The 24,644-nt window shown below is 72.2% G+C and carries 15 protein-coding genes, 1 tRNA gene and 1 riboswitch; of the genes, 7 read left to right on the top strand and 9 right to left on the bottom strand.

The window, feature by feature from the left end; genetic code table 11:
• Positions 1-309: 309 nt before the first annotated feature.
• Positions 310-858 (bottom strand): MarR family transcriptional regulator, encoded by a 549-nt coding sequence (locus tag ABZ906_RS24405; RefSeq protein ID WP_361193367.1) that lies wholly within the window; start codon positions 856-858, stop codon positions 310-312.
• A 129-nt stretch (positions 859-987) separates the two neighbouring features.
• Here ABZ906_RS24405 and ABZ906_RS24400 point away from each other — a divergent pair, with 129 nt between their 5' ends.
• On the top strand, positions 988-2,265 hold the full coding sequence (locus ABZ906_RS24400) for an MFS transporter (protein WP_361193369.1): 1,278 nt from the start codon (positions 988-990) through the stop codon (positions 2,263-2,265).
• A 15-nt stretch (positions 2,266-2,280) separates the two neighbouring features.
• Here the strand turns inward: ABZ906_RS24400 and ABZ906_RS24395 are convergent, their stop codons facing one another.
• Together ABZ906_RS24395 and ABZ906_RS24390 are read right to left on the bottom strand one after the other, a co-directional pair.
• Positions 2,281-3,954 (bottom strand): SpoIIE family protein phosphatase, encoded by a 1,674-nt coding sequence (locus ABZ906_RS24395; protein ID WP_361193371.1) that lies wholly within the window; start codon positions 3,952-3,954, stop codon positions 2,281-2,283.
• A 142-nt stretch (positions 3,955-4,096) separates the two neighbouring features.
• The gene (locus tag ABZ906_RS24390; RefSeq protein ID WP_361193374.1) at positions 4,097-5,455 is read right to left on the bottom strand and encodes an NAD(P)/FAD-dependent oxidoreductase; all 1,359 of its coding nucleotides are present in this window, start codon (positions 5,453-5,455) and stop codon (positions 4,097-4,099) included.
• Positions 5,456-5,828: 373 nt separating this feature from the next.
• Between ABZ906_RS24390 and ABZ906_RS24385 the strand changes: the two genes are divergently transcribed.
• Positions 5,829-6,596 carry a helix-turn-helix domain-containing protein gene (locus ABZ906_RS24385; protein WP_361193376.1) on the top strand — a complete coding sequence of 256 codons (768 nt, stop codon included), beginning with the start codon at positions 5,829-5,831 and terminating at the stop codon, positions 6,594-6,596.
• Between the two features lie 192 nt (positions 6,597-6,788).
• Positions 6,789-8,699, top strand: coding sequence for a sigma-70 family RNA polymerase sigma factor (locus tag ABZ906_RS24380; protein WP_361385824.1), 1,911 nt, complete (start codon positions 6,789-6,791; stop codon positions 8,697-8,699).
• 69 nt (positions 8,700-8,768) lie between these two features.
• Here the strand turns inward: ABZ906_RS24380 and ABZ906_RS24375 are convergent, their stop codons facing one another.
• Entirely contained in the window at positions 8,769-12,053 is a 3,285-nt protein-coding gene (locus ABZ906_RS24375; RefSeq protein WP_361385821.1) for a BTAD domain-containing putative transcriptional regulator, read from the bottom strand.
• Between the two features lie 279 nt (positions 12,054-12,332).
• Positions 12,333-14,432, bottom strand: coding sequence for an asparagine synthase-related protein (locus tag ABZ906_RS24370; protein ID WP_361193383.1), 2,100 nt, complete (start codon positions 14,430-14,432; stop codon positions 12,333-12,335).
• A gap of 698 nt (positions 14,433-15,130) precedes the next feature.
• Between ABZ906_RS24370 and ABZ906_RS24365 the strand changes: the two genes are divergently transcribed.
• The 4 genes from ABZ906_RS24365 to ABZ906_RS24350 all read left to right on the top strand — a co-directional run bounded on the left by ABZ906_RS24365 (position 15,131) and on the right by ABZ906_RS24350 (position 20,403).
• Positions 15,131-16,597: an MFS transporter gene (locus ABZ906_RS24365; protein ID WP_361193386.1), complete on the top strand. Its 1,467-nt coding sequence runs from the start codon at positions 15,131-15,133 to the stop codon at positions 16,595-16,597.
• 145 nt (positions 16,598-16,742) lie between these two features.
• The gene (lhgO, locus tag ABZ906_RS24360; RefSeq protein WP_361385818.1) at positions 16,743-17,945 is read left to right on the top strand and encodes an L-2-hydroxyglutarate oxidase; all 1,203 of its coding nucleotides are present in this window, start codon (positions 16,743-16,745) and stop codon (positions 17,943-17,945) included.
• 162 nt (positions 17,946-18,107) lie between these two features.
• Positions 18,108-18,902, top strand: coding sequence for a tRNA (guanosine(46)-N7)-methyltransferase TrmB (trmB, locus tag ABZ906_RS24355; RefSeq protein ID WP_361385815.1), 795 nt, complete (start codon positions 18,108-18,110; stop codon positions 18,900-18,902).
• Between the two features lie 121 nt (positions 18,903-19,023).
• Positions 19,024-20,403 (top strand): PrsW family intramembrane metalloprotease, encoded by a 1,380-nt coding sequence (locus ABZ906_RS24350; protein ID WP_361385902.1) that lies wholly within the window; start codon positions 19,024-19,026, stop codon positions 20,401-20,403.
• On the opposite strand, the gene ABZ906_RS24345 is transcribed toward ABZ906_RS24350, so the two are convergent.
• From ABZ906_RS24345 to ABZ906_RS24330, 4 genes are all read right to left on the bottom strand, one after another.
• Complete coding sequence (locus tag ABZ906_RS24345; RefSeq protein ID WP_361193393.1) at positions 20,400-21,344, bottom strand: aldo/keto reductase; 945 nt, start codon at positions 21,342-21,344, stop codon at positions 20,400-20,402. The two genes, ABZ906_RS24350 and ABZ906_RS24345, sit on opposite strands and share 4 nt — an antisense overlap.
• 179 nt (positions 21,345-21,523) lie before the next feature.
• The gene (locus ABZ906_RS24340) at positions 21,524-22,609 is read right to left on the bottom strand and encodes a M23 family metallopeptidase (RefSeq protein WP_361193396.1); all 1,086 of its coding nucleotides are present in this window, start codon (positions 22,607-22,609) and stop codon (positions 21,524-21,526) included.
• 11 nt (positions 22,610-22,620) lie between these two features.
• Positions 22,621-22,767: riboswitch (cyclic di-AMP (ydaO/yuaA leader) on the bottom strand.
• A 250-nt stretch (positions 22,768-23,017) separates the two neighbouring features.
• Positions 23,018-24,193, bottom strand: a complete 1,176-nt coding sequence (locus tag ABZ906_RS24335) for a PP2C family protein-serine/threonine phosphatase (RefSeq protein WP_361385812.1) — start codon at positions 24,191-24,193, stop codon at positions 23,018-23,020.
• Between the two features lie 325 nt (positions 24,194-24,518).
• Positions 24,519-24,592: transfer RNA gene (locus ABZ906_RS24330), tRNA-Met, on the bottom strand.
• Between the last annotated feature and the right edge of the window lie 52 nt (positions 24,593-24,644).

The following is a 24,644-nucleotide window of genomic DNA, read 5'->3' as shown; positions in this document are numbered from 1 at the left end:
TTTCCCTTTCCGGCGGTTCCGACTCTACCAGATCCTTTCGGGCCTGATTCCCAGTCAGCGGGGCTTGTCTTCGCGGCTGTTGGGCCGTTCCGACGTCTCAAACTCTAGCGGTTTCCCCCGGCGACTCATAATCGAGCCGTGGAATTGAATTCGGGCATGCCGAAGTCGTTCCCGGTGGGGTGTCGTGCAGAGTTTGTTTTGCCGCGTTTCAGCGGCGAAGTGGCTGTCGCAGAACCGTTACGGCTCCGTGGCAACCCGAAGAACCTTACGGATCCGGCAGGCGACTGTCAAACGCCCGAGGTCGGGCGCTCAGTCCAGGTCGGTGAGGCGTCCGCCCGCGTCCGGCTGGGCGTCCTCGACCCTGCGCAGAAGACGTGTCAGTACTTCCCCGAGTGTGCCGCGCTCCTCCTGTGACAGGTCCTGGAGGAGGTCCTCCTCGAAGACCGTGGCCAGGCGCATCGCCTCCAGCCACTTCTCGCGGCCCTCCGCGGTGATCTCGACGATCACGCGTACGCGGTTGGACTCGTCGCGGTCCCGGGTCACCAGACCTTCCGCCACCATGCGGTCGATGCGGTGGGTCATGGCGGCCGGCGTGAGGCCGAGGCGCTTGGCGAGCTCGCCGGGTCCCAGTTGGTAGGGAGCGCCGGAGAGGACGAGGGCCTTGAGGACCTCCCACTCGGCGTTGCTGATGCCGAGGGTCGCGGTCTGCCGCCCGTAGGCGACGCTCATCCGCCGGTTGAGGCGGCCGAGGGCCGAGACGATCTGCTCGACCTGGGGGTCGAGGTCCTGGAACTCCCGCTGGTAGGCGGCGATCTGCTCTTCGAGAGTCGGCTCACTGGGGCCGGGAGTGTCACCCATGGCCGCAGTATGGCACGCCCCTACTTGGCGTTGAAGTTCTTCGGTGTGTATTGTTTAGTCTCTAACTTTAGCTTCGAAGTCTTCACTCCGAAGACCTCACTACCAAGGCAGGTGAAAGTGACCAGGGCGATGGGCGCAGCGATGCGTCGTATTCAGGTCGGCAGCGCGCTGAGCGCGTTCGGCGTCGGATTCACGGTTCCGTTCCTCTACGTCTACGTGGCGCAGGTGCGGGATCTGGGCGCCAGTACGGCGGGCATCGTGCTCGCCGCGTTCGCCATGGCCGCGCTGATCGTCCTGCCCGTCACCGGGCGCGTCATCGACCGTCGCGGCCCGCTCCCCGTACTGATGGGAGCGGCGCTGACCGCATCGGCGGGCGCCCTCGCCCTGGGCTTCGCGAACAGTGAGCCGACCGCGATCGTCTCGGCGGCCCTCCTCGGCGCGGGCACCGCGGTGATGCAGCCGGCGCTCGCCACGATGATCGTCTGGTGCTCGACGCCGACCACGCGCACGCGTGCCTTCGCGATGCAGTTCTTCCTGCAGAACCTGGGCCTCGGCATCGGCGGGCTCTTCGGCGGCCAGATCGTCGACGAGCACGACCCGGGCAGCTTCATCACGCTGTTCTCCATCGAGGCCGTGATGTTCCTGGTGCTCGCCGCTATCGCCGTCACCGTGCGGCTCCCGCACGCGCCGTCCATCCAGGACGCCGTGCCCACGGACGGGACCACCCCGCAGAACGGCCTGCGCGCGCTCCTGCGTCACAAGGCGATGGTGCAGCTGTGCGTGCTCGGCTTCGTGCTGTTCTTCGCCTGCTACGGCCAGTTCGAGTCGGGTCTGTCCGCGTACGGCGTGGAGGCGGCCGGAATCTCGCCGTCGACGCTCGGCATCGCGCTCGCCGCCAACACGGCCGTGATCGTCGTCGCCCAGTTCGCCGTCCTGAAGTTCGTCGAGCGGCGCAAGCGGTCCCGGGTGATCGCCGCCGTCGGTCTCATCTGGGCCGTCGCCTGGCTCGCAGCCGGGTACGCGGGGCTCGGGCACGGCAGCCAGGCCATGGCGACCGCCGCGTTCATCTCCACGTACGCGCTCTTCGGGCTCGGCGAGGCGATGCTGTCGCCGACCGTCGCGCCGCTGGTCGCCGATCTGGCGCCGGCCGGGATGGTCGGTCAGTACAACTCGGCGTTCGCCCTGGTGAAGCAGTTGGCGCTCGCGGTCGGTCCCGCGGTCGGCGGTCCGATGGGGGCCGCGCTGCACGGGCCGTACATCGTGACGTTCCTGCTGTTCTCGCTGGGCATCACGGTGCTCGCGGTGCGGCTTGGGCGGCGGCTCACTCCGTTGCAGAACCAGCCGTACGTGGCCAGGAGCCGGGTGGTGGCGCAGGGCGCCCCGGAGCCCGTACCGGCCAACTCCTAGGGCGTCGACAAGCCACTACGCGCGCGGGAGGGCGAATTCGCACCAGACCGCCTTGCCGCCGCCCGGCGTGCGCCGCGAGCCCCAGTTCGAGGCGATCGTGGCGACGATGGCGATCCCGCGCCCGGCCTCGTCCGCAGCCTGGGCACGACGGCGCCTCGGCAGGTGGTCGTCGCCGTCCGTCACCTCGATGATCAGCCGGCGGTCCGTACGGCGCAGGCGCAGGCGCATCGGCGGGGTGCCGTGCTGGAGGGAGTTGGCGACCAGTTCGCTGGCCGCGAGGACTCCCAGGTCGTGCAGTTCGGGCGGGAAGCGCCAGCTGGCGAGGACGCCGGTCGCGAAGGCACGCGCGCGTGGAGCCGCTTCCACGCCGCCGAGCAGCTCCAGGGCGGCGTTGCGGAACAGCTCGGCGTCCAGGCCCTTGCGTGCGGGGTGCTGGATGACGAGCACCGCCACGTCGTCGTCGTGGTCGGCCGTCACTCCTAGGGCGCGGATCAGGCGGTCGCACACCACCTGGGGCGTGCCGGTGGCGCCCGCGAGGGCGCGCTCCAGGGCGGCGACGCCTTCGTCGATGTCCTCGCTGCGCCGCTCGACCAGGCCGTCCGTGTAGAGGACGGCCGTCGAGCCGGGGCCCAGCGGGACCGTTCCCGAGGTGTGCAGCCAGCCGCCGGTGCCCAGCGGCGGGCCCGTGGGCTCCTCCGCGCGGTGGATCGTGCCGCCCTCGTCCCTTACGAGGATGGGCAGGTGCCCGGCGGAGGCGTACGTCAGGCTGCCTTCGTTCGGGTCGTGCACGGCGTAGACCATGGTGGCGATCTGGCTGGCGTCGATCTCCGCGGCGAGGCCGTCCAGGAGCTGCAGGACCTCGTGCGGGGGCAGGTCCAGGCGGGCGTAGGCGCGCACGGCCGTGCGGAGCTGGCCCATGACGGCCGCCGCGCGGACGCCGCGGCCCATGACGTCGCCGATGACCAGGGCGGTGCGGCCGCCGCCGAGGGTGATCACGTCGTACCAGTCGCCGCCGACCGCGGCTTCCGTGCCGCCCGGTTGGTACGTGGCGGCGATACGCAGGTCGTCCGGCTGTTCCAACTCCTGCGGAAGCAGTGAACGTTGCAGCGTGACGGCTGTTTCGCGCTGGCTGCGCTCGCTGGCCCGCAGCCGCTCGGCGGCCTCCGCGTGGTCGGTGACGTCGGCGGCGAAGACGAGGATGCCGTCGTCCATGAGCTGCGGATCGGTGCCGCTCACGGGGAGCGTCACGGGCGTGCAGGTGAAGGTGTACGAACGGCCGCTCGCCGCCTTGCGGGACTTGACCGTGCGGGGCTTGGAGCTGCGCAGGACCTGGTCCATGAGGGGCAGCAGGCCCAGCTCTTCGAGCTCGGGCAACGCGGCGCGGGCGGGTTCGCCGGCGGGGCGCTCGCCGAACGCGGTGGCGTACGCGTCGTTGACGAACGCGATGCGGTGCTCGGGGCCGTGCACCAGGGCGACGAGGGCCGGGATGCGGTCGAGGACCTCGCGGGTCGGCAGTTCGTCGACGCCGGCGGCGGCCGGGACGAGCGTCGTGCCCTCCTTGCCTCCTTCGGCGCGGGCCGCAGGGACGGAGCTCTCGGGTCGCTGTGGCGGGGAGATCCCCAGGTCGGTGCGCGCCGCGGCGCGGCGCTGCGTTCCGGGGAGCCGGGCGCTCCAGCGCGTGAAGTTCACTGCGGTAGGCCTCGTGATGTCGCTTCTGGATCGGGCGGGGATTTCCGGCGGTCCTGGCCCGCCCATGGTCACACGAACAGTCTGGCCGACCTGGCTGACATTCGTCAGACGCCGGTGTCACACGGGGAGTTCCTGTATGGGGTCAGGAGGACTCCTTCGGGCTTCTGCCCCCGGCCGCGAGTTCGAACTCCGCACGCGGGTGCTCGAGCGACCCCAGGGACACGATCTCGCGCTTGAACAGGCCGGACAGGATCCATTCGGAGAGCACGCGGGACTTGCGGTTGACGGTGGGCACACGGCTGAGGTGGTAGACGCGGTGCATGAACCAGGCAGGGTAGCCCTTCAACTTCCGTCCGTAGACATGCGCGACACCTTTGTGCAGTCCCAGGGACGCGACCGAGCCCACGTATTTGTGCGTGTACTGCTTGAGGGGCTGTTCGCGCAGGGACGCCGCGATGTTGTCGCCGAGGGTCCTGGCCTGGCGGACCGCGTGCTGGGCGTTGGGGGCGCACTCCTTGCCGGGTTCGTCGGCGGTGACGTCGGGGACGGCCGCCGCGTCTCCCGCGCCCCACGCGTGCGTGACGCCCGCGACGGTCAGTTCGGCGGTGCAGTCCAGGCGGCCGCGTTCGTTCAGCGGCAGGTCGGTCGCGGCGAGCACCGGGTGCGGTTTGACGCCCGCGGTCCACACGACCGTACGGGTGGGGAAGCGGGCGCCGTCGCTCAGTACGACGACACGGTCCTCGCACGATTCGAGGCGCGTCTCCAGGCGTACGTCGATGTTGCGGCGCCGCAGCTCACTGACGGTGTACTTGCCCATCTCCTCGCCGACCTCGGGCAGGATCCGGCCGGTGGCCTCGACGAGGATCCACTTCATGTCCTCGGCCTTGACGTTGTGGTAGTACCGCGAGGCGTAGCGGGCCATGTCCTCCAGCTCGCCGAGCGCCTCGACACCCGCGTAGCCGCCGCCCACGAAGACGAAGGTCAGGGCCGCGTCGCGGATCGCCGGGTCCCGTGTCGACGAGGCGATGTCCATCTGTTCGATGACGTGGTTGCGCAGGCCGATGGCCTCTTCGACCGTCTTGAAGCCGATGCCGTTCTCGGCCAGGCCGGGGATCGGCAGGGTGCGCGCGACGGAGCCGGGGGCCATGACGATCTCGTCGTACGTGATGTCGACGGCGCCCGTGCCCTCGTCCGCGGTGGCGAGCGTGGTGAACGTGGCCGTGCGCTTGGCGTGGTCGACCGACGCGATCTCGCCGATGACGATGCGGCATCTGTTCAGGACGCGGCGCAGCGGGACCACGACGTGGCGCGGAGAGATCGAGCCGGCCGCGGCTTCGGGCAGGAATGGCTGATAGGTCATGTACGGGTCGGGCGTCACCACCACGATCTCCGCTTCGCCCCGCGTCAGCTCCGGCTTCAGCTTCCGCTGGAGGCGCAGCGCGGTGTACATGCCGACGTATCCGCCGCCCACAACGAGAATGCGCACAGGTTCCTTCACCATCCCATGACGCACCCAGCTCTTGAGTTTGTCCACAGGCTGAGCAATTTGTGTGACCGGCCGCGGCTCTCGGCACGCAGCCGGGGCCGTACCGGGGCTCGGGAAAGGTTCGCAGGTCAGCAGGGGGAAGAGGGGTAAAGCCGGGGGGTGCAATCGGGTCGGAATCGGTGCGTACTCCGATCGGGGGGAGCTCCGTGCGGAACCCACCCCTTCTGAATTGACTCTGCCTCAACTATGTTCGTGTGTCGTCGGGGTGTCGGGGGATGCGCTCGTCGGGTCCGGTCAGGGCCCGGGAATCGGGCTTGCTCCTCACGCTCCGGTTTGTCAATGGCGGGGAGTGTCTCCGGGGGGAGACGTCATTACCGGGGGAACGCGTATGCATATTCAGGAATCTCACTGGACTTCCACCACAGCGTCGGCATCAGCCGTCGCCACCAGCGGGAACGGACGCGACATGGGGGACGGACCGCGTTCGACGCCGCTGCGTGTGGACGCACAGCGCAATCTCGAGCATGTTCTTCGCGCGGCGCGCGAGGTCTTCGGCGAGCTGGGTTACGGCGCTCCGATGGAGGACGTCGCCCGGCGCGCACGCGTCGGCGTGGGCACGGTCTACCGCCGGTTCCCCAGCAAGGACGTGCTGGTGCGGCGCATAGCCGAGGAGGAGACCTCCCGGCTGACCGACCAGGCGCGTTCGGCGCTCGGGCAGGAGGACGAGCCGTGGTCGGCGCTCTCGCGCTTCCTGCGGACGTCCGTCGCGTCGGGCGCGGGACGGCTGCTTCCGCCGCAGGTGCTCCGGGTGGGCGTCGCGGACGAGGTCACGGGCGTACGGGAGGACGAGGCGCGCGTGCCGCAGCAGCGGCAGGCGGCCGCTCCCGAGCTCCGGCTCGTCGAGCAGCGCCCGGTTCCGGCCGAGGAGCCGGTGCCGGACGACCCGGGCGCGGTCGCGCTCCTGGACGTCGTCGGGCGGCTCGTGGAGCGGGCGCGTGCGGCGGGCGAGCTGCGCGCGGACGTGACCGTGTCGGACGTGCTCCTGGTGATAGCCACGGCGGCGCCCTCGCTGCCGGACGCGGCGCAGCAGGCGGCGGCCTCGTCGCGGCTGCTCGACATCCTGCTCGAGGGACTTCGCTCGCGGCCCACGGCCTGATTGCGGGGTCGGCTCAACCGCCGGTGCGCACGTGGCGGTTGAGCCTTCCCCGAATGGGTGAACGGTAGTGCTCGAAATCGGTAAGTCACCTCGGAAGAGTGGTTGACCGTCATCGCCTGCCGCCGGCGCGCGACCGTATGGCACGCTTTCCCGGATGTCCGGGTCTGAGTGTGCAAGCGGGGGCTTTCCGCGATGAGTGGTGACGGGCGGGACGAGTCGTCCGCCTCCTTGGGCGAGGAGGCGGCAGGGCAATCTCCTCGGCAGGTTCCGAGCCAGGGCGGTCCCGGTTCCGCGACCGGCCCCGGCGGCGCGGATCCCAGCGTTCCGTCGCAGCGGGAAGGCGGCCGGAGCGAGGCCCCGGCGCCCCTGGCGTCCGCGGGCGGCCCGTCGCCCGACAGCGACCTGATCACGCGGATGCGGGCGGGCGACGACACCGCGTACGAGGAGCTGTACCGAAGGCACGCCGAAGCCGTCCGCCGGTATGCCCGCACCTGCTGCCGCGACGCGCACACCGCCGACGACCTCACGGCCGAGGTCTTCGCGCGGATGCTGCAGGCGGTCCGGGGCGGCAGCGGGCCCGAGCACGCCGTGCGCGCGTATCTGCTCACCACGGTGCGCCGTGTCGCCGCGGGGTGGACGAAGTCGGCGAAGCGGGAGCAATTGGTCGAGGACTTCGCGGTGTTCGCGGCGCAGGCCGCGCGCGGCTCGGAGGTCTCGGACGACGACACGCTTGATCTGGGCGCGGACGTACGCGCGATGCACGAGGCCGAGCAGTCCATGGCCATGCAGGCCTTCCGCAGCCTCCCGGAGCGCTGGCAGGCCGTGCTGTGGCACACGGAGATCGAGGACGAGTCCCCGAGCGACGTCGCCACGCTCTTCGGGCTCGACGCCAACGGCACCCGGGTCCTCGCCAAGCGGGCCCGCGAGGGGCTGAAGGAGGCCTACCTCCAGGCCCATGTGAGCACCGCCCTCGCCGAGAACGAGGAGTGCGCGCGCTACGCCGACCGCCTCGGCGCCTACGCCCGCGGCAGTCTGCGCACCCGGGCCGAGCGCGGTCTGCGCAAGCACCTGGAGGAGTGCGCCAAGTGCCGCCTGGCCGCCGGGCAGATCAAGGAAGTCGCCAGCGGCATCCCCGGAGTCGTGCCGATCGCGGTCATCGGCTGGTTCGGTGCCGCCGGGTACGCGAAGGTGGCGGCGCTCGTCGGCGGTGGCGCCGCGGGTGCGGCGGGCGCCGGTGCGGCAGGGGCCGCGGCGGCGAGCGGCGGTTCGTCCGGCGGGGCAGCGGGCGGTGGCGCCGCCGCCGAGGGGCTCGGCGCGCCCGCGAAGGCCGGTATCGCCGCGGGTGTGGTCGCCGCGGCCGCCGCCGCGGTGGCCCTCGCGCTCACGGCGGGCGGGGACAAGCCCAAGGACCTGCCGAACGCCGACAAGCCCCCGGCCGTCGAGCCCGTCGCGCCGAGCAAGCCCCCGCCCCCGGAACCGAAGCCCAAGCCGAAGCCCGAGCAGCCGGTCGCCGAGAAGAAGCCGAAGCCAAAGCCGACACCGAAGCCCGAGAAGAAGCCGAAGCCGAAGCCGACTCCCACGCCGAAGCCGGAGCCGCCGGCCCCCGAGCCGAAGCCGACCCCCACGCCGTCCGAGCCGAAGCCGAAGCCGCCGCCTCCCCCGCCCGCCCCGGCGGTCTACCAGTGGAGCGAGCTGCGGTACGGCATCGTCGGTGACGGCACCAAGCCCGAGATGCGGCTCGCCGAGAGCAGCTGGGTCTGGCAGCGCGGCGGCCTGTCCATCGCCGACCGGCAGTACGGCCACGGCGTGACCGTGCACGGCCAGTCCTCCGTCACCATCGACCTGAACCGCTCGTGCTCGTCGTACGACGCGGTCGTGGGCGTCGACGACATGACGATGGGCCTGGGCAAGGTGCGGTTCTCGGTCTTCGGGGACGGCGTACGCCTGTGGCAGTCACCGCTGATCAAGGGCGGGGACCCGGCGGTGCCCGTGCAGGTGAACCTCACCGGGCGCAAGACGATCCGCCTGGTCGTCGAGCCGCACTCGCCGTTCGACACGGCCGCGCTCGCGGACTGGGCACAGTCCCGCTTCCGCTGTACGTAGACCGCCGTTCGGGTCGGCCGGACGCGGGGCCGCGGTCGGGGTCAGCCGGATGTGGGGCCGCGGTCGGGGTCAGCTCAGTTCTGCGAGGGCTTCGGCGGCGGTGAGTCCGGCGCCCGCGGCGCGCTCGGCCTCGTACCGGTCTGCGCCGAGGGCGGTGCGCGCGGCCCGCTCGACCTGTTCGGCGGCGGACCGCTCCGGCATCGGGCGCGGCGTGCCCTCGCGCAGCCGGGTGCCGAAGGCGAGCAGACGGGCGGCGCGCGGGTGATCGCCGAGTCGGCTCACCAGGGTTGCTCCGCCGTCCACCAGGGACGCGATGACCAGCTCGGCGCACCGGCTCTGCAGGGCTTCGCGCAGGGCGTGCAGGAGCAGCGGCAGCGCCTGCTCCGGTCCTGACTCGGCGGCGACGATCTGGGCCTCCAGGCTCCGCAGGCCCGCGATGAACTGCGGGGGCGGGGTGCCGCGGTCGGCGTCGGCGCAAGAGCTCTCGAAGAGGGCGCGCGCGTCGGCGATGTCGCCCGCGTCCAGCGCCACCATCGACTGCAGCATCCGCATGAAGGCCCGCGCATCCCCCACGCCGTACCGGTCGGCCTCGGTCCCCGCCTCGTGCAGCGCCTTGACCGCCAGATCGCGGTCGCCCTCGCGGAACGCGATCTCGGCGAGCCGCACGATGAGGAAGGGCGTCTCCGCGTACGCCCCCACTTCGTACGCGAGCCGCAGCGCTTCGTCGTACTCGGCGCGCGCCTCCTCGTGCAGACCGCGGGCCATGGCTGCCTCGCCCGCGGCGCTGGACACCTGGGCGCGCATCCAGCGGTCGCCCGCGCGCCTGCTCAGCCCGCGCAGCTCGGCGAGGTCGTCGTCGACCCCGGACAGATTGCCGGGAGCGTCGACGGCCAGATGCGTACGGAACATCAGGCTGACGCCGACCTCCCAATCACCGCCGAACCTGCGGCAGTTGGCGACCACCTGGTCCATGGCGGGCCGTGCCGCGTCCGCGTCGTCGAGGAAGGCGGCGACGAACGGCCAGATGAGGCCGGGGAAGCGGGCGGCCGCGGGCACGGGCCGCGCGAAGACGTCCCGCACCCGCGCCACGTACGCGCGGCTTTCGTCACCGGCCAGCTCGTCCGTCGCCCCGGACTCCATCGCCACGAAGAGGCGCAGCATCCGCAGGCTCATCCAGGACCAGTGGAGCGGGTCGTCGGTGCCTTCGGGGACGCCGTCCGGTACGTCCGGTCCGTCCGGCGAAACGTCCGGCATCGGCGGGGCGAGGCTCAGGATGCGGTCGATCCACTCCATGCTCTCCCTGCGGTAGTTGCGCAGCCACCAGAACCAGGCGACGCCCAGGGCAAGGGCGAGGGCGTCTTCCTCCTGGCGGGACTCGATCGTGCGCTGAAGGGCCGCGCGGATGTTGTCCAGCTCGGTCTCCAGGCGCTGGATCCAGGGGAGTTGGTCCGCCGAGCGGAGCAGGGGCTCGGCCTTTTCGACCAGCGCGCGTACGTACGCGGTGTGGCGGTGGACCGCCGCGGTGCGCAGCTCCGGGGTCTCGGCGGCCCGCTCGGATGCGTACTCGTGGATGGTCTCCAGCATGCGGTAGCGCATGTCGCCCCTGGCCGTGGGCTCGGCGATGAGCAGCGACTTGTCCACCAGGGCGCCGATCAGGTCGGCGGCGGGCCCGGTGCAGACCGCTTCGGCCGCCGGGAGGTCCCAGCCGCCCGCGAAGACGGACGCCTCGCGCAGGACCGTCCGCTCGGGCTCGTCGAGCAGGTCCCAGGACCAGTCGACGACGGCCCGCAAGGTCTGCTGGCGGGGCAGGACCGTGCGGCTGCCGCTGGTGAGGAGGCGGAAGCGGTCGTCGAGCCGGTCGGCGATCTGCCGGGGGGCGAGCAGCCGCAGGCGGGCGGCGGCCAGCTCGATGGCCAGCGGAAGGCCGTCGAGACGGCGGCAGATCTCGGTGACGGCCTCGGCATCCTCCTGCGGGTCGAAATCCGGGCGCACGGCGATGGCGCGCTCGGTGAACAGGCGGTACGCCGGGTCGGGCGGCAGCGGTTCGACGGGGCGGACGAACTCGCCCGGTACGCCGAGGGGTTCGCGGCTGGTGGCGACGACCGTGAGGTCCGGGCAGTGCGTGAGGAGGGTGTGGGCGAGTTCGGCCGCGGCGCCGATGACGTGTTCGCAGTTGTCAAGGAGCAGGAGCAGGCTGCGCGGGGCGCAGTACTCGACGAGCAGGGCGACCGGGTCGCTCTGCGGCACCGTCAACTCGCTGGTCAGCAGCACGGTCTCACGCAGACCGAGCGCACTGACGACAGCGCCCGCGACCGCCTCGGGGTGGTCGAGCGGGGCGAGCTCGGCCAGCCATGCCCGTGGATGCCCGGCGGCGGCTTCCTCGGCGAGGCGGGTCTTGCCGGAGCCGCCGGGGCCGGTGAGGGTGACCAGGCGGGCTCGTCGTAGATCTGAACGGATGGCGGCGAGTTCGGGTTCCCGGCCGACGAAAGAGGTCAGCCGGGGGCGGAGATTGCCTGCCCGCTCCGGACGGTCCTGCCTCTGCGGCCCGTCCGACCGCCCCGGCCCGTCCGACCGCCCCGGCCGCCCTGATCCGCCGACCGTGGCCGCCGTGGCCGCCTTGCCCGCAGTAGCCGCAGCCGGGTCCAGCAACTCCGCGTGCAGGGATCGAAGTTCCGGCCCGGGGTCGGTGCCGAGGGCGTCGGCGAGTGTGCGGCGCGCGTTCTCGTAGGCGGCGAGGGCGTCGGCTCCGCGGCCCGCGTCGCGCAGGGCGCGGATCAGGAGGGCGTGCAGCGTCTCGTCGTACGGCTGGGCGGCGGTGAGTTCCCTCAGCTCCGGTACGACGTCGGAGGCGTGGCCCAGGAGCAGGTCCGCCTCGATGCGCGCGCGGGTGGCCTCGGCGAGGAGCGCTTCGGGGCGGGCGGCCGCGCTGCGGTCGGGCAAGTCGGCGAGGGCAGGGCCGCGCCACAGGGCGTGCGCCTCGCGCAGGGGGCGGGCGGCTGACGCCGGGTCGTCGCGGTGCAGGGCCGCCTTTCCGTCGCGTACGAGGCGTTCGAAGCGGTGCAGGTCGATGTCTTCGGGGGCGGCGGTGAGGCGGTAGCCGCCGGATTCCGAGGCGATGGCGTCCTTGCCGAGGGCGCGGCGCAGGCGGCCGATGAGGGCCTGGAGCGCGGCGGGGGCGTCGGCGGGCGGCTCGTCCCGCGCCCATACCTCGTCGATGAGGGTGTCCGCGGGGACCGTGCGGTCGGCCCTCAGCGCGAGGGCGGCCAGGAGGGCGCGCAGCCGCCGGCCGCCTACGGGCAGGGGCGTCCCTTGTTCGTCGTACGCCTCGGTGGCGCCCAGGATTCTGTACCGCACGGGGTCATTCTCGCCGGTGGGGTGGGCCGGGGCGCGGGGGTTTCCTCTCCCCGCACCCGCCCCTTCCCGGATCCTCCGGCTCCGCCGGGCTCTCGGCTCGGTCAATCACCGGCTCCGCCGAGCTCGTCCTCAAACGCCGGACGGGCTGAAATCCCAGGCGCCACCGGCGTGCAAAGGCCGCGCCAGAGACGAGCCGCACCCGAGCCCGCCCCTTCCCGGGCCCGCCCGGACAAGGAAGCGCCGACGGCCCCACCGGCCCCCGCCTCCCCCCTCACCCAACTACCGCCCCGCCCCCAACGCCCCCCTCTCCGGCACGACACTCCCCGTAGGGACGGCCCTCTGGCGGGCAGGGGTGCCGGTCCAGCAGGTGCCTCTGCGGGAGAGCAGGCGGCGCAGCCACAGTTCCGTGGAGACCAGGTCCGCCAGGCCGTCCAGGGGCAGCGGCTCGCCCTCCGCGGCCGCGCGCAGCGCCTTGCGGACCACCCGGGCCTCCACCAGGCCCGCCTGCGCGAGCAGGGGCGTGTCGAAGAGGGACAGCAGATCGTCCAGGGAGACCCGCAGGCCCGTGCGTGCCGCGGCGGCGGACGACGCGTGCGACGGAGCGCCCCAGCCCGGCGGCAGTTCGGCCACTCCGGCGCCCTCCAGGACCGTGCGCAGGATGGCCGCACGGGCTCCGGGCTGGACGCGCAGGGCGACGGGGAGCGCACGGCAGGCCCGGACCACCTGGTTGTCCAGGAACGGCGCGTGCAGGCGCTGGAAGCGGACCTCGGCCGCCTGTTCCAGGACGCGCAGGTCCGCCGCGTGCCGGGCGAGCGCCGCGCGGGCGCGGAACTCTCCGGGGCGCTGGCCGGGGCCCGCGCCGGGGCGCACGGTCGTGTCCTGGAGGCGAACCGATACTTCTGCCAGGGCCTCGCCCGTCAGCCAGCGCGCCGCGGGCCCCGGCCTGGCCCACGCGAGGGCGGCCATCGACGCCCCCACCGCCCCGCCGGGCTCGTCGAAGCGGCGCTGGAGAAGGCGGTCGGCGAGCGAATCGACGCCCGCGCGGTAGGACATCCGGGAGAGCTTGCGCGCGGCGCCGTACACGCGCGCGGGGACCATGACCGAGCCGGGAGAACCGTCCGCCTTCGCCAACGCCGCGACGGGGCGCACCAGATGGCGCCGCCTGCGGTCCATCAGGAGGTCGGCGAGGCGGGCCGGATGCGCGTCGAGGACCTGCCGCGCGCCGTACCCCGTGAAATGGTCCGCGCTGCCCGACGAGAGCCGCGCACGGTGGCGCTGGGCCGTGACGAGTGCGGCGCTCGGCTCGTCCGTCAGGGGCCCGTCCAGGTCCGCGTACGGGAGGGCCTCTTCGCCCGCGGCGACCACGACGTGGTGCAGACGGGGATTGGCGGCGATGGCGCCCGCCCGTTCGAGCTCGGCCTCCCGGCCGTTGATCGCGAGGTCGTTGAAGGTGACCGCGAGGAGCCGCTCCCCCGCGCCCGTGCCGTGGCCGAGGACCGTACCGGGCATCCCCGGAAGGCCCGCGGCGAGCAGCGCGAGAGTTCCGGACGCGGGCCCTCCGGAGAGGTCGGCGCCGATGCCGGGCACCGGCATCCCGCGTGCCGCCCGCCGCTCTGCGGGCCCCATGCCGGGCACCGGGCCGGGGTCGACCTCGGTCGCTCCGGGGACGTGCCGCGGGGCGCCGAGCCGGGCGCGTACCGCCTCCACGAGGGCGTCCCGGACGCCGTCCACCGCGGTGGTCGCGTCGGCGGCGGGCGCGGCGACCGCGAGGGACGCCACGTGTTCGTACCCCGCGATCTCGCGTGCTCCGGCGCGCAGGATCAGCGCGTGCCCCGGTGGCACGCGTCGCACGCCTTCGTAGGGCGTCGAGTCGTGCAGCGCCTCGGGCACGTCGGGCGCGGCGAGCAGGGCCGCGAGGTGGCCGATGTCGAGGTGGGCCTCGATGAGGTCGGCCAGGGGCAGCGCGGCCGTCGCGAAGGCCGTGCCGTCGGCCCAGGGGGTGTAGAAGACCGGGCGCGCGCCCGCGAGGTCACCGGCGATCATCACGCGGCGCCCGACCTGGACGACCGCGGTGTAACTCCCGGACCACGCCGTCAGATGCCGCAACGCGCCCCCGCGGGCCGCGAACAGACCGACCCTCAGCTCCTCGTCGCTCGCTCCGCAGGTGCCGAGGACGGCGATGCGCGTCTGCTCGTCGGCCTTCACCGTGCGCACCTCGTCGGCGCGCCAGTCGCCGACCGCCCACAGCGGATCCGGGTCTCCCCAAAGGAGTTGGGAGCCCACGGGGTGCACGGTCTCGCCGTTCTCACCGGTGGCCCCGGCCGAGCCGACCACCGAAGGCTTCGCGGCAGTGCTGCTCCACCCCACCAACCACCGCATGTTGCCTCCACAGGCTGTGGACAACCAGTGCATCGAAGAACTGGGGTCCCATGCTGCCACGAAGGAGGCGTGCGGGAGTGGCTGCGGAGGTGCTCTCGCTCCCCTTAATCTGACGCCGGGGAGCGGTACTTGAAGGGCACGACCACGCCCTTTTGCTTGCGCGGGGGCGCTCTGCCCCCGCCTCCGGAGAGGCGATTTTCGGCCAAATCAGCCGGTGGCGCTCGCGTGACGGAACCGCAACCGGCAACACACAGTCCGGGAGGCGCTGCTCGCCCCCCGGACCGGTCCGCCGCCCGCGGGGATGGAGGCGGCGGCGTCCCCCAGCCCGCTGACTCCAGCGCAGCGGGCCGACCCACGCACCAACCATGGAAGCGCTCCCCTTATGGCCGGTGAAGAGCGCACACGCGGGCGCACGGCCACACACCGGGAGCACACCCCGGCACTCCCGTACTTCCCTACCGGCAACAATCTCGCCATACGGAACTGCGCCTCTTAACGCTTGGGATTCGGCGAACTACGCTGTGTGTGCTGATGTTTTCGCGGAGGCATATACCTGGGGGCTCGGCCAAATGCTCTTGCGGCCGAGGTTCCGGGCCACGGCGGTCGTTGTCGCGGACGTCGCTGTCCCTGGGGGAACGCAGCACGAATGCCGCGCGGTCAAGCCACTGCACGGCAGCCGTCTGTGTCGAGGGGTGGCCATGTCCAGGGAGCAACGCGGGCCGAACGAAAAGCTCGGCACCGTTCTCGCCCTCGCGGGAATCAGCAATGCGGGACTCGCGCGCAGGGTCAACGACCTCGGTGCCCAACGCGGCCTGACGCTTCGTTACGACAAGACGTCGGTGGCCCGGTGGGTGTCCAAGGGCATGGTGCCGCAGGGCGCCGCCCCGCATCTCATCGCCGCGGCCATCGGGCAGAAGCTCGGCCGCCCCGTTCCGCTGCACGAGATCGGGCTCGCCGACGCCGATCCGGCGCCTGAGGTGGGCCTAGCGTTCCCGCGTGACGTGGGCGCCGCGGTCAAGTCGGCGACCGAGCTCTACCGCCTCGATCTGGCGGGCAGGCGCGCGGGCAGCGGCGGCATCTGGCAGTCCCTGGCCGGCTCCTTCGCGGTGAGCGCGTACGCGACCCCGGCCTCGCGCTGGCTGATAACCCCGGCCGACAGCTCGGTCGCCCGTGACGTCACTCCGGACGAGCCGCGCGAGATGGTCCACCCCGGCGACGGCACCGACGGCGCGAACGGCGGGCAGTCGATCAAGGTCGGCCACAGCGACGTGGTGAAGCTGCGGGAGGCCGCCGAGGACGCCCGGCGCTGGGACTCCAAGTACGGCGGCGGCGACTGGCGTTCGTCGATGGTCCCGGAGTGCCTGCGGGTCGAGGCGGCGCCCCTGCTGCTCGGCTCGTACTCGGACGAGGTGGGCCGCTCGCTCTTCGGGGCATCGGCCGAGCTGACGCGCCTCGCCGGATGGATGGCCTTCGACACCGGCCAGCAGGAAGCCGCCCAGCGGTACTACATCCAGGCCCTGCGCCTGGCCCGCGCGGCGGCGGACGTGCCCTTAGGGGGGTACGTCCTTGCCTCCATGTCCCTCCAGGCGACCTACCGCGGCTTCGGCGACGAGGGCGTCGACCTCGCGCAGGCGGCCCTGGAGCGCAACCGCGGCCTGGCCACGGCCCGCACGATGAGCTTCTTCCGCCTCGTCGAGGCACGCGCGCACGCGCGCGCCAACGACGCGCAGGCGGCCGGTGCGGCCCTCCGGGCGGCCGAGGGATGGCTGGAGCGCGCCAGGGACGGCGACAACGACCCCTCGTGGCTCGGCTTCTACGGCTACGACCGCTTCGCCGCCGACGCCGCCGAGTGCTATCGCGACCTGAAGGCGCCCCGGCAGGTGCGGCGCTTCACGGAGCAGGCGCTCTCGCGGCCGACGGAGGAGTTCGTGCGCTCGCACGGCCTGCGGCTCGTGGTGTCGGCGGTCGCCGAACTGGAGTCGGGGAACCTCGACGCGGCCTGCGAGCAGGGCACGCGCGCCCTGGAGGTCGCCGGGCGCATCTCGTCCGCGCGGACGACGGAGTACGTGAAGGACCTGCTGCACCGCCTGGAGCCGTACGGCGACGAGCCCAGGGTGGTGGAGCTCCGTGAGCGGGCGCGGCCGCTCCTGATGGCTCCCGCGTAGCCCGCCATGGCTCCCGCGTCGTTCGTCCTCCGTGCGCCTCCGGGTCGGCAACAGCTTTTACGCCCCCTGTAACCCTGCGGTCCTCGCCGGGTTTGAAGGCGTTGTCAGTGGCGCAGTGCACTATCGGTGTGGGAGGTGATGCGGGATGGTCCGAGCAGTGACGTACGACTGCGATGTGCTGGTGATCGGCGGCGGGATCGTCGGCCTGTCGACGGCGTATGCCATCACCCGCGCCGCGCCGGGAACCCGGGTCACCGTCCTGGAGAAGGAACCGGGCCCCGCCCGGCACCAGACGGGACGCAACAGCGGTGTGATCCACAGCGGGATCTACTACCGCCCCGGCTCCCTCAAAGCGCGGTACGCGGTGCGCGGCGCCGCCGAAATGATCAAGTTCTGCGCGGAGTACGGCATCGCGCACGAGGTCACCGGCAAGCTGATCGTCGCCACCGAGCGCGCCGAGCTGACCCGCCTGCACGCCCTCGTCCAGCGCGGCCGGGAGAACGGCATTCCGGTGCGGGAACTGGGCCCCGCCCAGATCGCCGAGTACGAACCCGAGGTGCGCGGACTCGCCGCGATCCAGGTCGGCACGACCGGGATATGTGACTACGGCTCGGTGGCGGAGCGGCTCGCGGACGCCTCGGGGGCCGATGTCCGCTACGGGGCGGAGGTCGTCCGCATCGACCGGCGGGCGGCGCTCGGGGTCGCCGTTCGCACGGCCGACGGCTCGGTGGTGCGGGGAAAGGTCCTGGTCAACTGCGCCGGGCTGCACTGCGACCGGGTCGCGATGCTGGCCGGGGACGACCCCGGCATGCGGATCGTGCCCTTCCGGGGGGAGTACTTCGACCTGAAGCGGCCCGAGCTGGTGCGGGGCCTTGTCTATCCCGTGCCGGACCCGGCCTTCCCCTTCCTCGGGGTGCATCTGACGCGCGGCATCGGGGGCGGGGTCCACGTGGGGCCCAACGCGGTGCCGGCGCTGGCCCGTGAGGGGTACGGATGGGGTGTCGTGCGGCCGAGGGAGCTGGCCGGCACGGTGAGCTGGCCGGGGGCCTGGCGGATGGCCGGGCGGCACTGGCGGTACGGAGCGGGGGAAGTCCGGCGGTCCCTCTCCAAGGCGTCGTTCACCACCGCGGTGCGGAGGCTGCTGCCCGCGGTGACCTCGGACGATCTTGTGCCGGTGGCCGCGGGGGTGCGGGCGCAGGCCGTCTTGCGTGACGGGACGCTGGTGGATGACTTCCTCATCCGGGAGGGGGCGAGGGCGGTGCACGTCCTGAACGCCCCTTCGCCTGCGGCGACTGCCTCGCTGCCTATTGGGCGGGCTGTGGCGCGGCGGGTGCTGGCGACTCTGTAGGGGCGGGGTGTCCTCAAACGCCGGACGGGCTGAATCTTTCAGCCCGTCCGGCGTTTGAGGACGAACTCGGCGGAGCCGGTGATTGCGGCCACCAAGTCCCAGGCCCTCGCGCCAAGCGAGTTTTCGGGAAGGGGCGGGGTTGGGGATTAATATCCCCCCACTGTGTCTGAGTCGAACGCCACCCCCGAGCGCCCCCACGCCCCCCGCCCGAAGGCCGAGCCCCGTTTCCCCGACGGGCCCTCCCCCGACCCGGCCGGATCGCACTTCGAGCGGCGGATCCGCAGCTTCCAGCCCCGCAGGAGCCGCGTCACCACGAGCCAAGCGGACGCGCTCCAGCGCCTGTGGCCCAAGTGGGGCCTGGACATCGACGGCAAGCGCGTACTCGACCTCCCCGAGATGTTCCGCACGGAGCACGGCGAACGCCCCGTCGTACTGGAGATCGGCTTCGGCATGGGCGAAGCCACCGCGCAGATGGCCGCCGACGACCCGGACACCGGCATCCTCGCCGTGGACGTACACACTCCCGGCCAGGGAAACCTCCTCGGCCTCGCCGAGCGGAACGGCCTCGACAACATCCGCGTCGCGAACGGCGACGCCGTCATCCTGCTCCGCGAAATGCTCGCGCCCGCCTCCCTAGACGGCCTCCGCGTCTACTTCCCCGACCCCTGGCCCAAGGCCCGCCACCACAAGCGCCGCATCATCCAGCCCGAGTTCCTCGACCTCGTCGCGCCCCGCCTCAAGCCCGGCGCCCTGCTGCACTGCGCGACCGACTGGGAGTCGTACGCCGAGCAGATGCTGGAGGTGCTCACCGCGCACCCCGCCTTCGAGAACACACAGGCCGACGGCGGGTACGCGCCCCGCCCCTCCTTCCGCCCCCTCACCCGGTTCGAGGGCCAGGGCCTGGACAAGGGACACGTGGTCAACGACCTGCTGTTCCGCCGGGCAGACGACCAGTAGCACCCGGCCACCGGCCAAGCGGACTGAGATACAGGCCACGGGGCCTGAGACACCGTCGCGGCCCACCCCCGTCCCTCGTTAGGGTCAACGCGTGGCCACCCGTTCTGCTTACCCGCCCCCGATGCCCCCCGACGGGATGCCCCCCGACGGGCCCGCCGGGCTGCGGCACGCGCGCTGGTGGCAGCGGCGGGCGATACGCGCGGCCGCCCTGGTCACGCTGCTCGCCCTGTCCGGCCTGGTGATCCTGGCCCTGGTCCGGGAGCAGACCGGCACCGAAGGCTTCCTGGTCGGGCTCGGCCTCGCGACGCTGCCGGTGCCGCTCCTGGTGGCCGCCTTCCGCTGGCTGCAACGGGTCCAGCCGGGCCCCTGGCGGAACCTGCTCTTCGCCTTCGCCTGGGGAGCCTGCGCGGCGGCCCTGATAGCGATCGTCGCGAACAGCTTCGCGACCCGCTGGATAGCCACGGCTACCGCCGACCCCACCAGCGCCGACACCCTCGGCGCCACGGTCATAGCGCCGATCGTCGAGGAGAGCGCGAAGGCGGCGGCCGTACTGCTCGTCTTCCTCTTCCGCAGACGCGAGTTCACCGGCATCGTCGACGGCGTGGTGATCGCCGGGGTGACCGCCACCGGCTTCGCGTTCACCGAGAACATCCTCTATCTGGGCAGCGCCTTCGGCACCGACCAGCTCAACGGCGGCACGGGACTCGCCTCCGTGACGGCGGCGACCTTCTTCGTACGCGTCGTGATGTCGCCGTTCGCGCACCCGCTCTTCACCGTGCTCACCGGCATCGGCTTCGGCATCGCCGCCCTCAGCGCCGACCGGCAGAACTGGCGCCGCGTCCTGCTCCCGCTCGGCGGCCTCCTCCTGGCGATGGGCCTGCACGCCCTGTGGAACGGCTCGGCGAGCTTCGGGGACTACGGCTTCTTCGCCGTGTACGCGGCCTTCATGCTGCCCTCGTTCGGCCTGCTCACCTGGCTGGTGATCTGGATCAGGCAGCGCGGCCTGCGCATCGTGCGGGCCGAACTGCCCGCGTACGTACTCGCGGGCTGGCTCACCGCCCCCGAGCCGTACGCCCTCGGCACGATGCGCGCCCGGACCCTGGCCCGCGACTACGCCTCGTACACCCAGGGCAAGGCGGCGGCGCGCACGGTCGCGCAGTACGAGACGTACGCGACGTCTCTCGCGCTCCTGCGCCACCGCGGGCGCCGCGGCAAGGCGGGCGCCGACTTCGTCGTACGGGAGCGGGAGTTGCTGAACGCGCTGTGGGAGCGCCGCGACGCGGCACGGCCCGCCCTGGCCTACGCGGCACGCGTGACGGCACCGGTGCTCGTACCGATGCCGCCTCCGTACGGGTACCAGCAGCCCTACGGGTATCCGCAGCCGTCGTACGGATACCAGCAGCCCTATCCGCAGCAGCAGCACCAGCAGCAACCCCCGTACGGATATCCGTACGCCCAGCCCGCGATGCCCTACCCCGCGTACAACCCCTACCGCGGCTAGGCGGAGGCCTCGGTGAGTGTCGTGACCTCGGCCTGCGTCAGTTCGAGGTCCCCCACCGCGAGCAGCGCGGGCAGCTGCTCGACCGTACGGGCCGACGCGATCGGCGCCGCGACCGTCGGCTGCGCCGCGAGCCACGCCAGGGCCACCGTCGCGATCTCGGCGCCGCGGGCCTCGGCCACCTCGTCGAGCGCGGCGAGCACCTTCCGGCCGCGCTCGGTCTCCAGGTGCTTGCCCGCGCCCGCGGCCCGCGCGCTGTCGACCTGCGTGCCCGGGCGGTACTTGCCGGTCAGGAAGCCGGCGGCGAGCGCGTAGTACGGGACGGCCGCCAGGCCCGAGCGCGACGCGACGTCCTGGAGCGAACCCTCGTACGTGTCGCGCGAGACGAGGTTGTAGTGCGGCTGGAGCGCCGCATAGCGCGCGAGGCCCTCGCGGTCGGAGAAGTCGAGGAACTCCTGGAGGCGCTCGGGGGTCACGTTCGACGCGGCGATGGCGCGCACCTTGCCGGACGTCACCAGGTCGTCGAGCGCGCCGATGATCTCCTCGACGGGGACGGTCGGGTCGTCGTAGTGCGTGTAGTACAGGTCGATGTAGTCGGTGCGCAGTCGGCGCAGCGACTCCTCGGCACCGGCCTTGATGGTGTTCGCGGACAGGCCCTTGTACTCGGGGTGGGCGCCGACCTTGGTGGCGAGCACGACGTCGGAGCGGTTGCCGCGCGAGGCGAACCAGTTGCCGATGACGGTCTCGGACTCGCCGCCCTTGTTGCCGTCCACCCAGGCCGAGTACACGTCGGCGGTGTCGATGAAGTTGCCGCCGGCTGCGGTGTAGGCGTCGAGCACCGAGAAGGACTGCGCCTCGTCGGCCGTCCAGCCGAAGACATTGCCGCCGAGAGCGAGCGGGAAGACGTCGAGATCGGACGAGCCAAGCTTGCGGAGAGAAGTCATACGGGACTCAACGCCCATACGGATCACAGCATTCCGCAACACCGTGCCGCGGCACTCGGATGGCGGGCATGCCGAACCGGATGGCGGGCACACCTGACCGGCAGCCCTGGCGTCGGGGGGTTGTCGCCAGGACCGCCGGGGTTCTGGGGTTACGTGCCGGCTGCTTCAGACCTGCTGGATCAGAGCGACTGGCCCTTGCCGCGCAGCCACGCCGCCGGGTCGACCCCGGTGGAGTCGCCGCCCGGGTGGACCTCCAGGTGGAGGTGGGCGCCGGTGACATTGCCGGTCGCGCCGACGCGGCCGATGGTCTCGCCGGTGGTGACCTTCTGGCCGGCGCTGACGCTCATCGAGGACTGGTGGCAGAACCAGAGTTCGGTACCGTCGTCGAGTTCGAGGATCGTGCGGTAGCCGTACGCCCCCGCCCAGCCGGCCTCCTTGATGGTGCCGGAGTGGATGGCCTTGATGGGCGTGCCCGTGGGAGCCGCGAAGTCCAGGCCGGTGTGGTAGCCGGAGGACCACATGGAGCCGGGCTGACCGAAGGTGCCGGTGAGCGTGTACGAGGCGACGGGGAGGGTGTAGCTCTTCGCGAGCTTGGCCAGGCGCTCGGCCTCGGCCTTCTTCTTGGCCTCCGCCTCGGCCTTCTTCTTCGCGGCGGCCTTCTCGGCGGCGATCTTCTTCTCGGCCGCGGACTGCTTGGCGGCGGCCTGTTCGGCGGCCTGCTTCACGGCGGCTTCTTCGGCCGCCTTCTGGACCGCGTCGTCCGCCTGGTCCTGCTGGTTCTCCGCCTGCTCCATGATGCGGGCCCGCAGTGCCTCACCCGCGTCCGTCGTGCCCTGTTCGGCATCGGCGCTGCTGAGTCCTGCGGAGCTCAGGGGCGCGGCGGCGACGGTGACACCGTTGTCCGCGGCGGCGGAGTCGGAGGAGTCGCCGGATATCAAAGAGCCCACGCCGGGAAGCGACTTGGCCTCCGGCAGCGAGTCCGTGACCGCCGACATGTCCGGCATCTCGATGGAGACCGGGGGCTTGCCGCCCTGCGCGGTGGCTATGCCGCCCGCGCCGACTGCGGCGATGACGCCCACGCCGAGAACCGTGGAGCTGCGGGCGAGTCCGCCACCGCCCCGCTTGTGCACGCGGTGCCTGCCGCGGACGGGACGGATGGACTCCTCGGTGGGGTTCCATTCCTCCCAGGAATTTTCGTCATACCCACCGAAATCGTCGTCATTCGGTACGTACGCGCCTTGGGGGGCAGGGCGGTTGGACGCCACGGGGGCGCACTCCTTTCCTTCCTTCTCGCCTACCGGGTTAGCTGACGGGTTCGGAGCAGGAAGGTCTCCTACGAACACCTGGCACGGATGCACAGATGCCCGATTCACCCCAATTGATGGTTCCCCGGCTCCCTTTCGGGATTAGGCGCGTGCGCGCGGAGCCGCCTCGAGTGACGGCTGGGACGACCGCGCTGCGTTATCGAACGTTAATAGACAGCAGGGCCGTATTCCAAGCCGTTCCGGCTGATCGTTAACGGCATTGGCCTGTACTTAACGGGACACGAGGGTTCGGAACGGGGCGAGTTGTCGTCACTTCTTCACACACCGCAGCTTCACACTTCCTTGACAGTGCGTCAGTTGTTATGCGGAGTGAGGTCCTTCAGTCACGGCCCGTGACATCGATCTACGTCATCCGGCGTCGGCCACCGGCGCCGAAGGCCGCCGCACCGCGAGCAGCGCCATGTCGTCGGTCGTCCCGCCGCCGGTGTGCCGCCGCACTTCCTCGGTGAGCGTGGACAGGAGCGCGTCCGGTCCGTCGGGGCCGGGGAAGATGCGGCCGGCGAGCCGCGCGGCCGGGTCGTAGAACACGCCCCGCCGGTCACGCGCCTCGGAGAGCCCGTCGGTGTAGAGCAGCAGCATCGCCCCCGGCGGGAACTCCGACTCGTCCGCGCGGTCCGGCCAGGCCCCCAGTTCACCCATCCCCAGCGGCAGCGCGGGCTCGGTCGCGGAAAGGACGCACAGCCGCCCGTCGCCGTGCAGGAGGAGCGGCCCCGGATGCCCGCGGTTGATGAGCCGTACGGGACCACCGCCGTGCGGGATCTCCGCGAGGATGGCGGTGGTGAACCCCTCGAAGTCGTCGAGCCCGTCGCGTCGCGTGCCCTCACGCGCCAGCGCCCGCTCCAGGCGCTGCGCAACCGCCTCCAGCGTGGACTCCTGCTCGGCGGCCTCCCGGAACGCCCCGATGACCACGGCGACGGCCGCCACCGCGCCCATGCCCTTCCCCCGTACGTCGCCCACGATGACGCGTACGCCGTGCGAGGTGTCCTGCACCGCGTACAGATCACCCCCGATGAACGCGTCCGCCTCCGCGGCCTCGTACCGCGCGGCGACGTCGAGCCCGCCGATCCGGGGGTCCGGCTGCGGCAGTACGGCGCGCTGGGCGGCCTCGGCGATGGAGCGGGCGGAGGCGAGTTGTTCGTCGCTGCGGCTCACGACGCGGTTGATCAGGACGGCGAGGACGGCCACGGTGAAGACCGTGAGCACTTCGGTGACGGCTTCCACGTCGGTGGTGCTGCTCGTCCTGAAGTGCAGGACGAGGACGGTGGCGCAGGAGCCGAGGCCGGCGAGGACGGTGCCGAGCAGCGAGTAGAAGGGGGCGGCGATCAGCGGGGCGGCCGTGAAGAGGGGCGCCGCGGTGAACGCGGCCGGGGTCGAGACGTCGTAGACGACCCCGACGACGATGAGCAGCAGCGGAAGGGCCCGTACGAACGCCCGCTCGTGCCTGACGACGGGGCCCGTGCCGGAGCCCGCGCGGGGTGCCGTGCCGGATCCCGCACGCGGCGGTGCCGTGCCGGAGCCCGGCATGGGTCGCCCCTTGCCCGGATCTCGGCGCACGGACCGGCGCACGGGCCTGCCCGCGCCGCCCCCGCCACCGCTGCCTCCTCGCTGCCCCACCGGTCTCTCCCGCCGAATTCCGCGGCCAGGACCAGATCCATGACCACGTTCATCCAGGGTTCCCGGAGCGGCGGCGCGGGGCGACCGGTGTGGGCCGACCGGGTGGCTGTCGCGCACGCACGCACAGCCGTCGCGCACGCACGCACAGCCATCGCACACGCACAGCTTGTCGCGCACGCACGCGGAAATGCCGAAGGCCCGGATCCATTTCTGGATCCGGGCCTCCGGACTTTAGTAGCGGGGACAGGATTTGAACCTGCGACCTCTGGGTTATGAGCCCAGCGAGCTACCGAGCTGCTCCACCCCGCGCCGTTGAATGCAACTCTACGCCATCAGGGGGAGTGAAAGCGAACCGGTTGAG

Source organism: Streptomyces sp. NPDC046925 (assembly GCF_040644915.1).
GTDB lineage: Bacteria > Actinomycetota > Actinomycetes > Streptomycetales > Streptomycetaceae > Streptomyces.
The sequence above is the reverse complement of the archived record's forward strand: the minus strand, read 5'-3'. Positions and strand labels throughout refer to the sequence as shown.

What these genes read in the sequence shown, in the direction of transcription:
- ABZ906_RS24350 (WP_361385902.1), top strand. Translation starts at nt 19,024, where the DNA reads ATGCCCCCCGACGGGATGCCCCCCGACGGGCCCGCCGGGCTGCGGCAC.
- ABZ906_RS24400 (WP_361193369.1), top strand. Translation starts at nt 988, where the DNA reads ATGGGCGCAGCGATGCGTCGTATTCAGGTCGGCAGCGCGCTGAGCGCG.
- ABZ906_RS24405 (WP_361193367.1), bottom strand. Translation starts at nt 858, where the DNA reads ATGGGTGACACTCCCGGCCCCAGTGAGCCGACTCTCGAAGAGCAGATC.
- lhgO (WP_361385818.1), top strand. Translation starts at nt 16,743, where the DNA reads ATGGTCCGAGCAGTGACGTACGACTGCGATGTGCTGGTGATCGGCGGC.
- ABZ906_RS24385 (WP_361193376.1), top strand. Translation starts at nt 5,829, where the DNA reads ATGCATATTCAGGAATCTCACTGGACTTCCACCACAGCGTCGGCATCA.
- ABZ906_RS24390 (WP_361193374.1), bottom strand. Translation starts at nt 5,455, where the DNA reads ATGGTGAAGGAACCTGTGCGCATTCTCGTTGTGGGCGGCGGATACGTC.
- ABZ906_RS24365 (WP_361193386.1), top strand. Translation starts at nt 15,131, where the DNA reads ATGTCCAGGGAGCAACGCGGGCCGAACGAAAAGCTCGGCACCGTTCTC.
- ABZ906_RS24370 (WP_361193383.1), bottom strand. Translation starts at nt 14,432, where the DNA reads ATGCGGTGGTTGGTGGGGTGGAGCAGCACTGCCGCGAAGCCTTCGGTG.
- ABZ906_RS24345 (WP_361193393.1), bottom strand. Translation starts at nt 21,344, where the DNA reads ATGACTTCTCTCCGCAAGCTTGGCTCGTCCGATCTCGACGTCTTCCCG.
- ABZ906_RS24335 (WP_361385812.1), bottom strand. Translation starts at nt 24,193, where the DNA reads ATGCCGGGCTCCGGCACGGCACCGCCGCGTGCGGGATCCGGCACGGCA.
- ABZ906_RS24380 (WP_361385824.1), top strand. Translation starts at nt 6,789, where the DNA reads ATGAGTGGTGACGGGCGGGACGAGTCGTCCGCCTCCTTGGGCGAGGAG.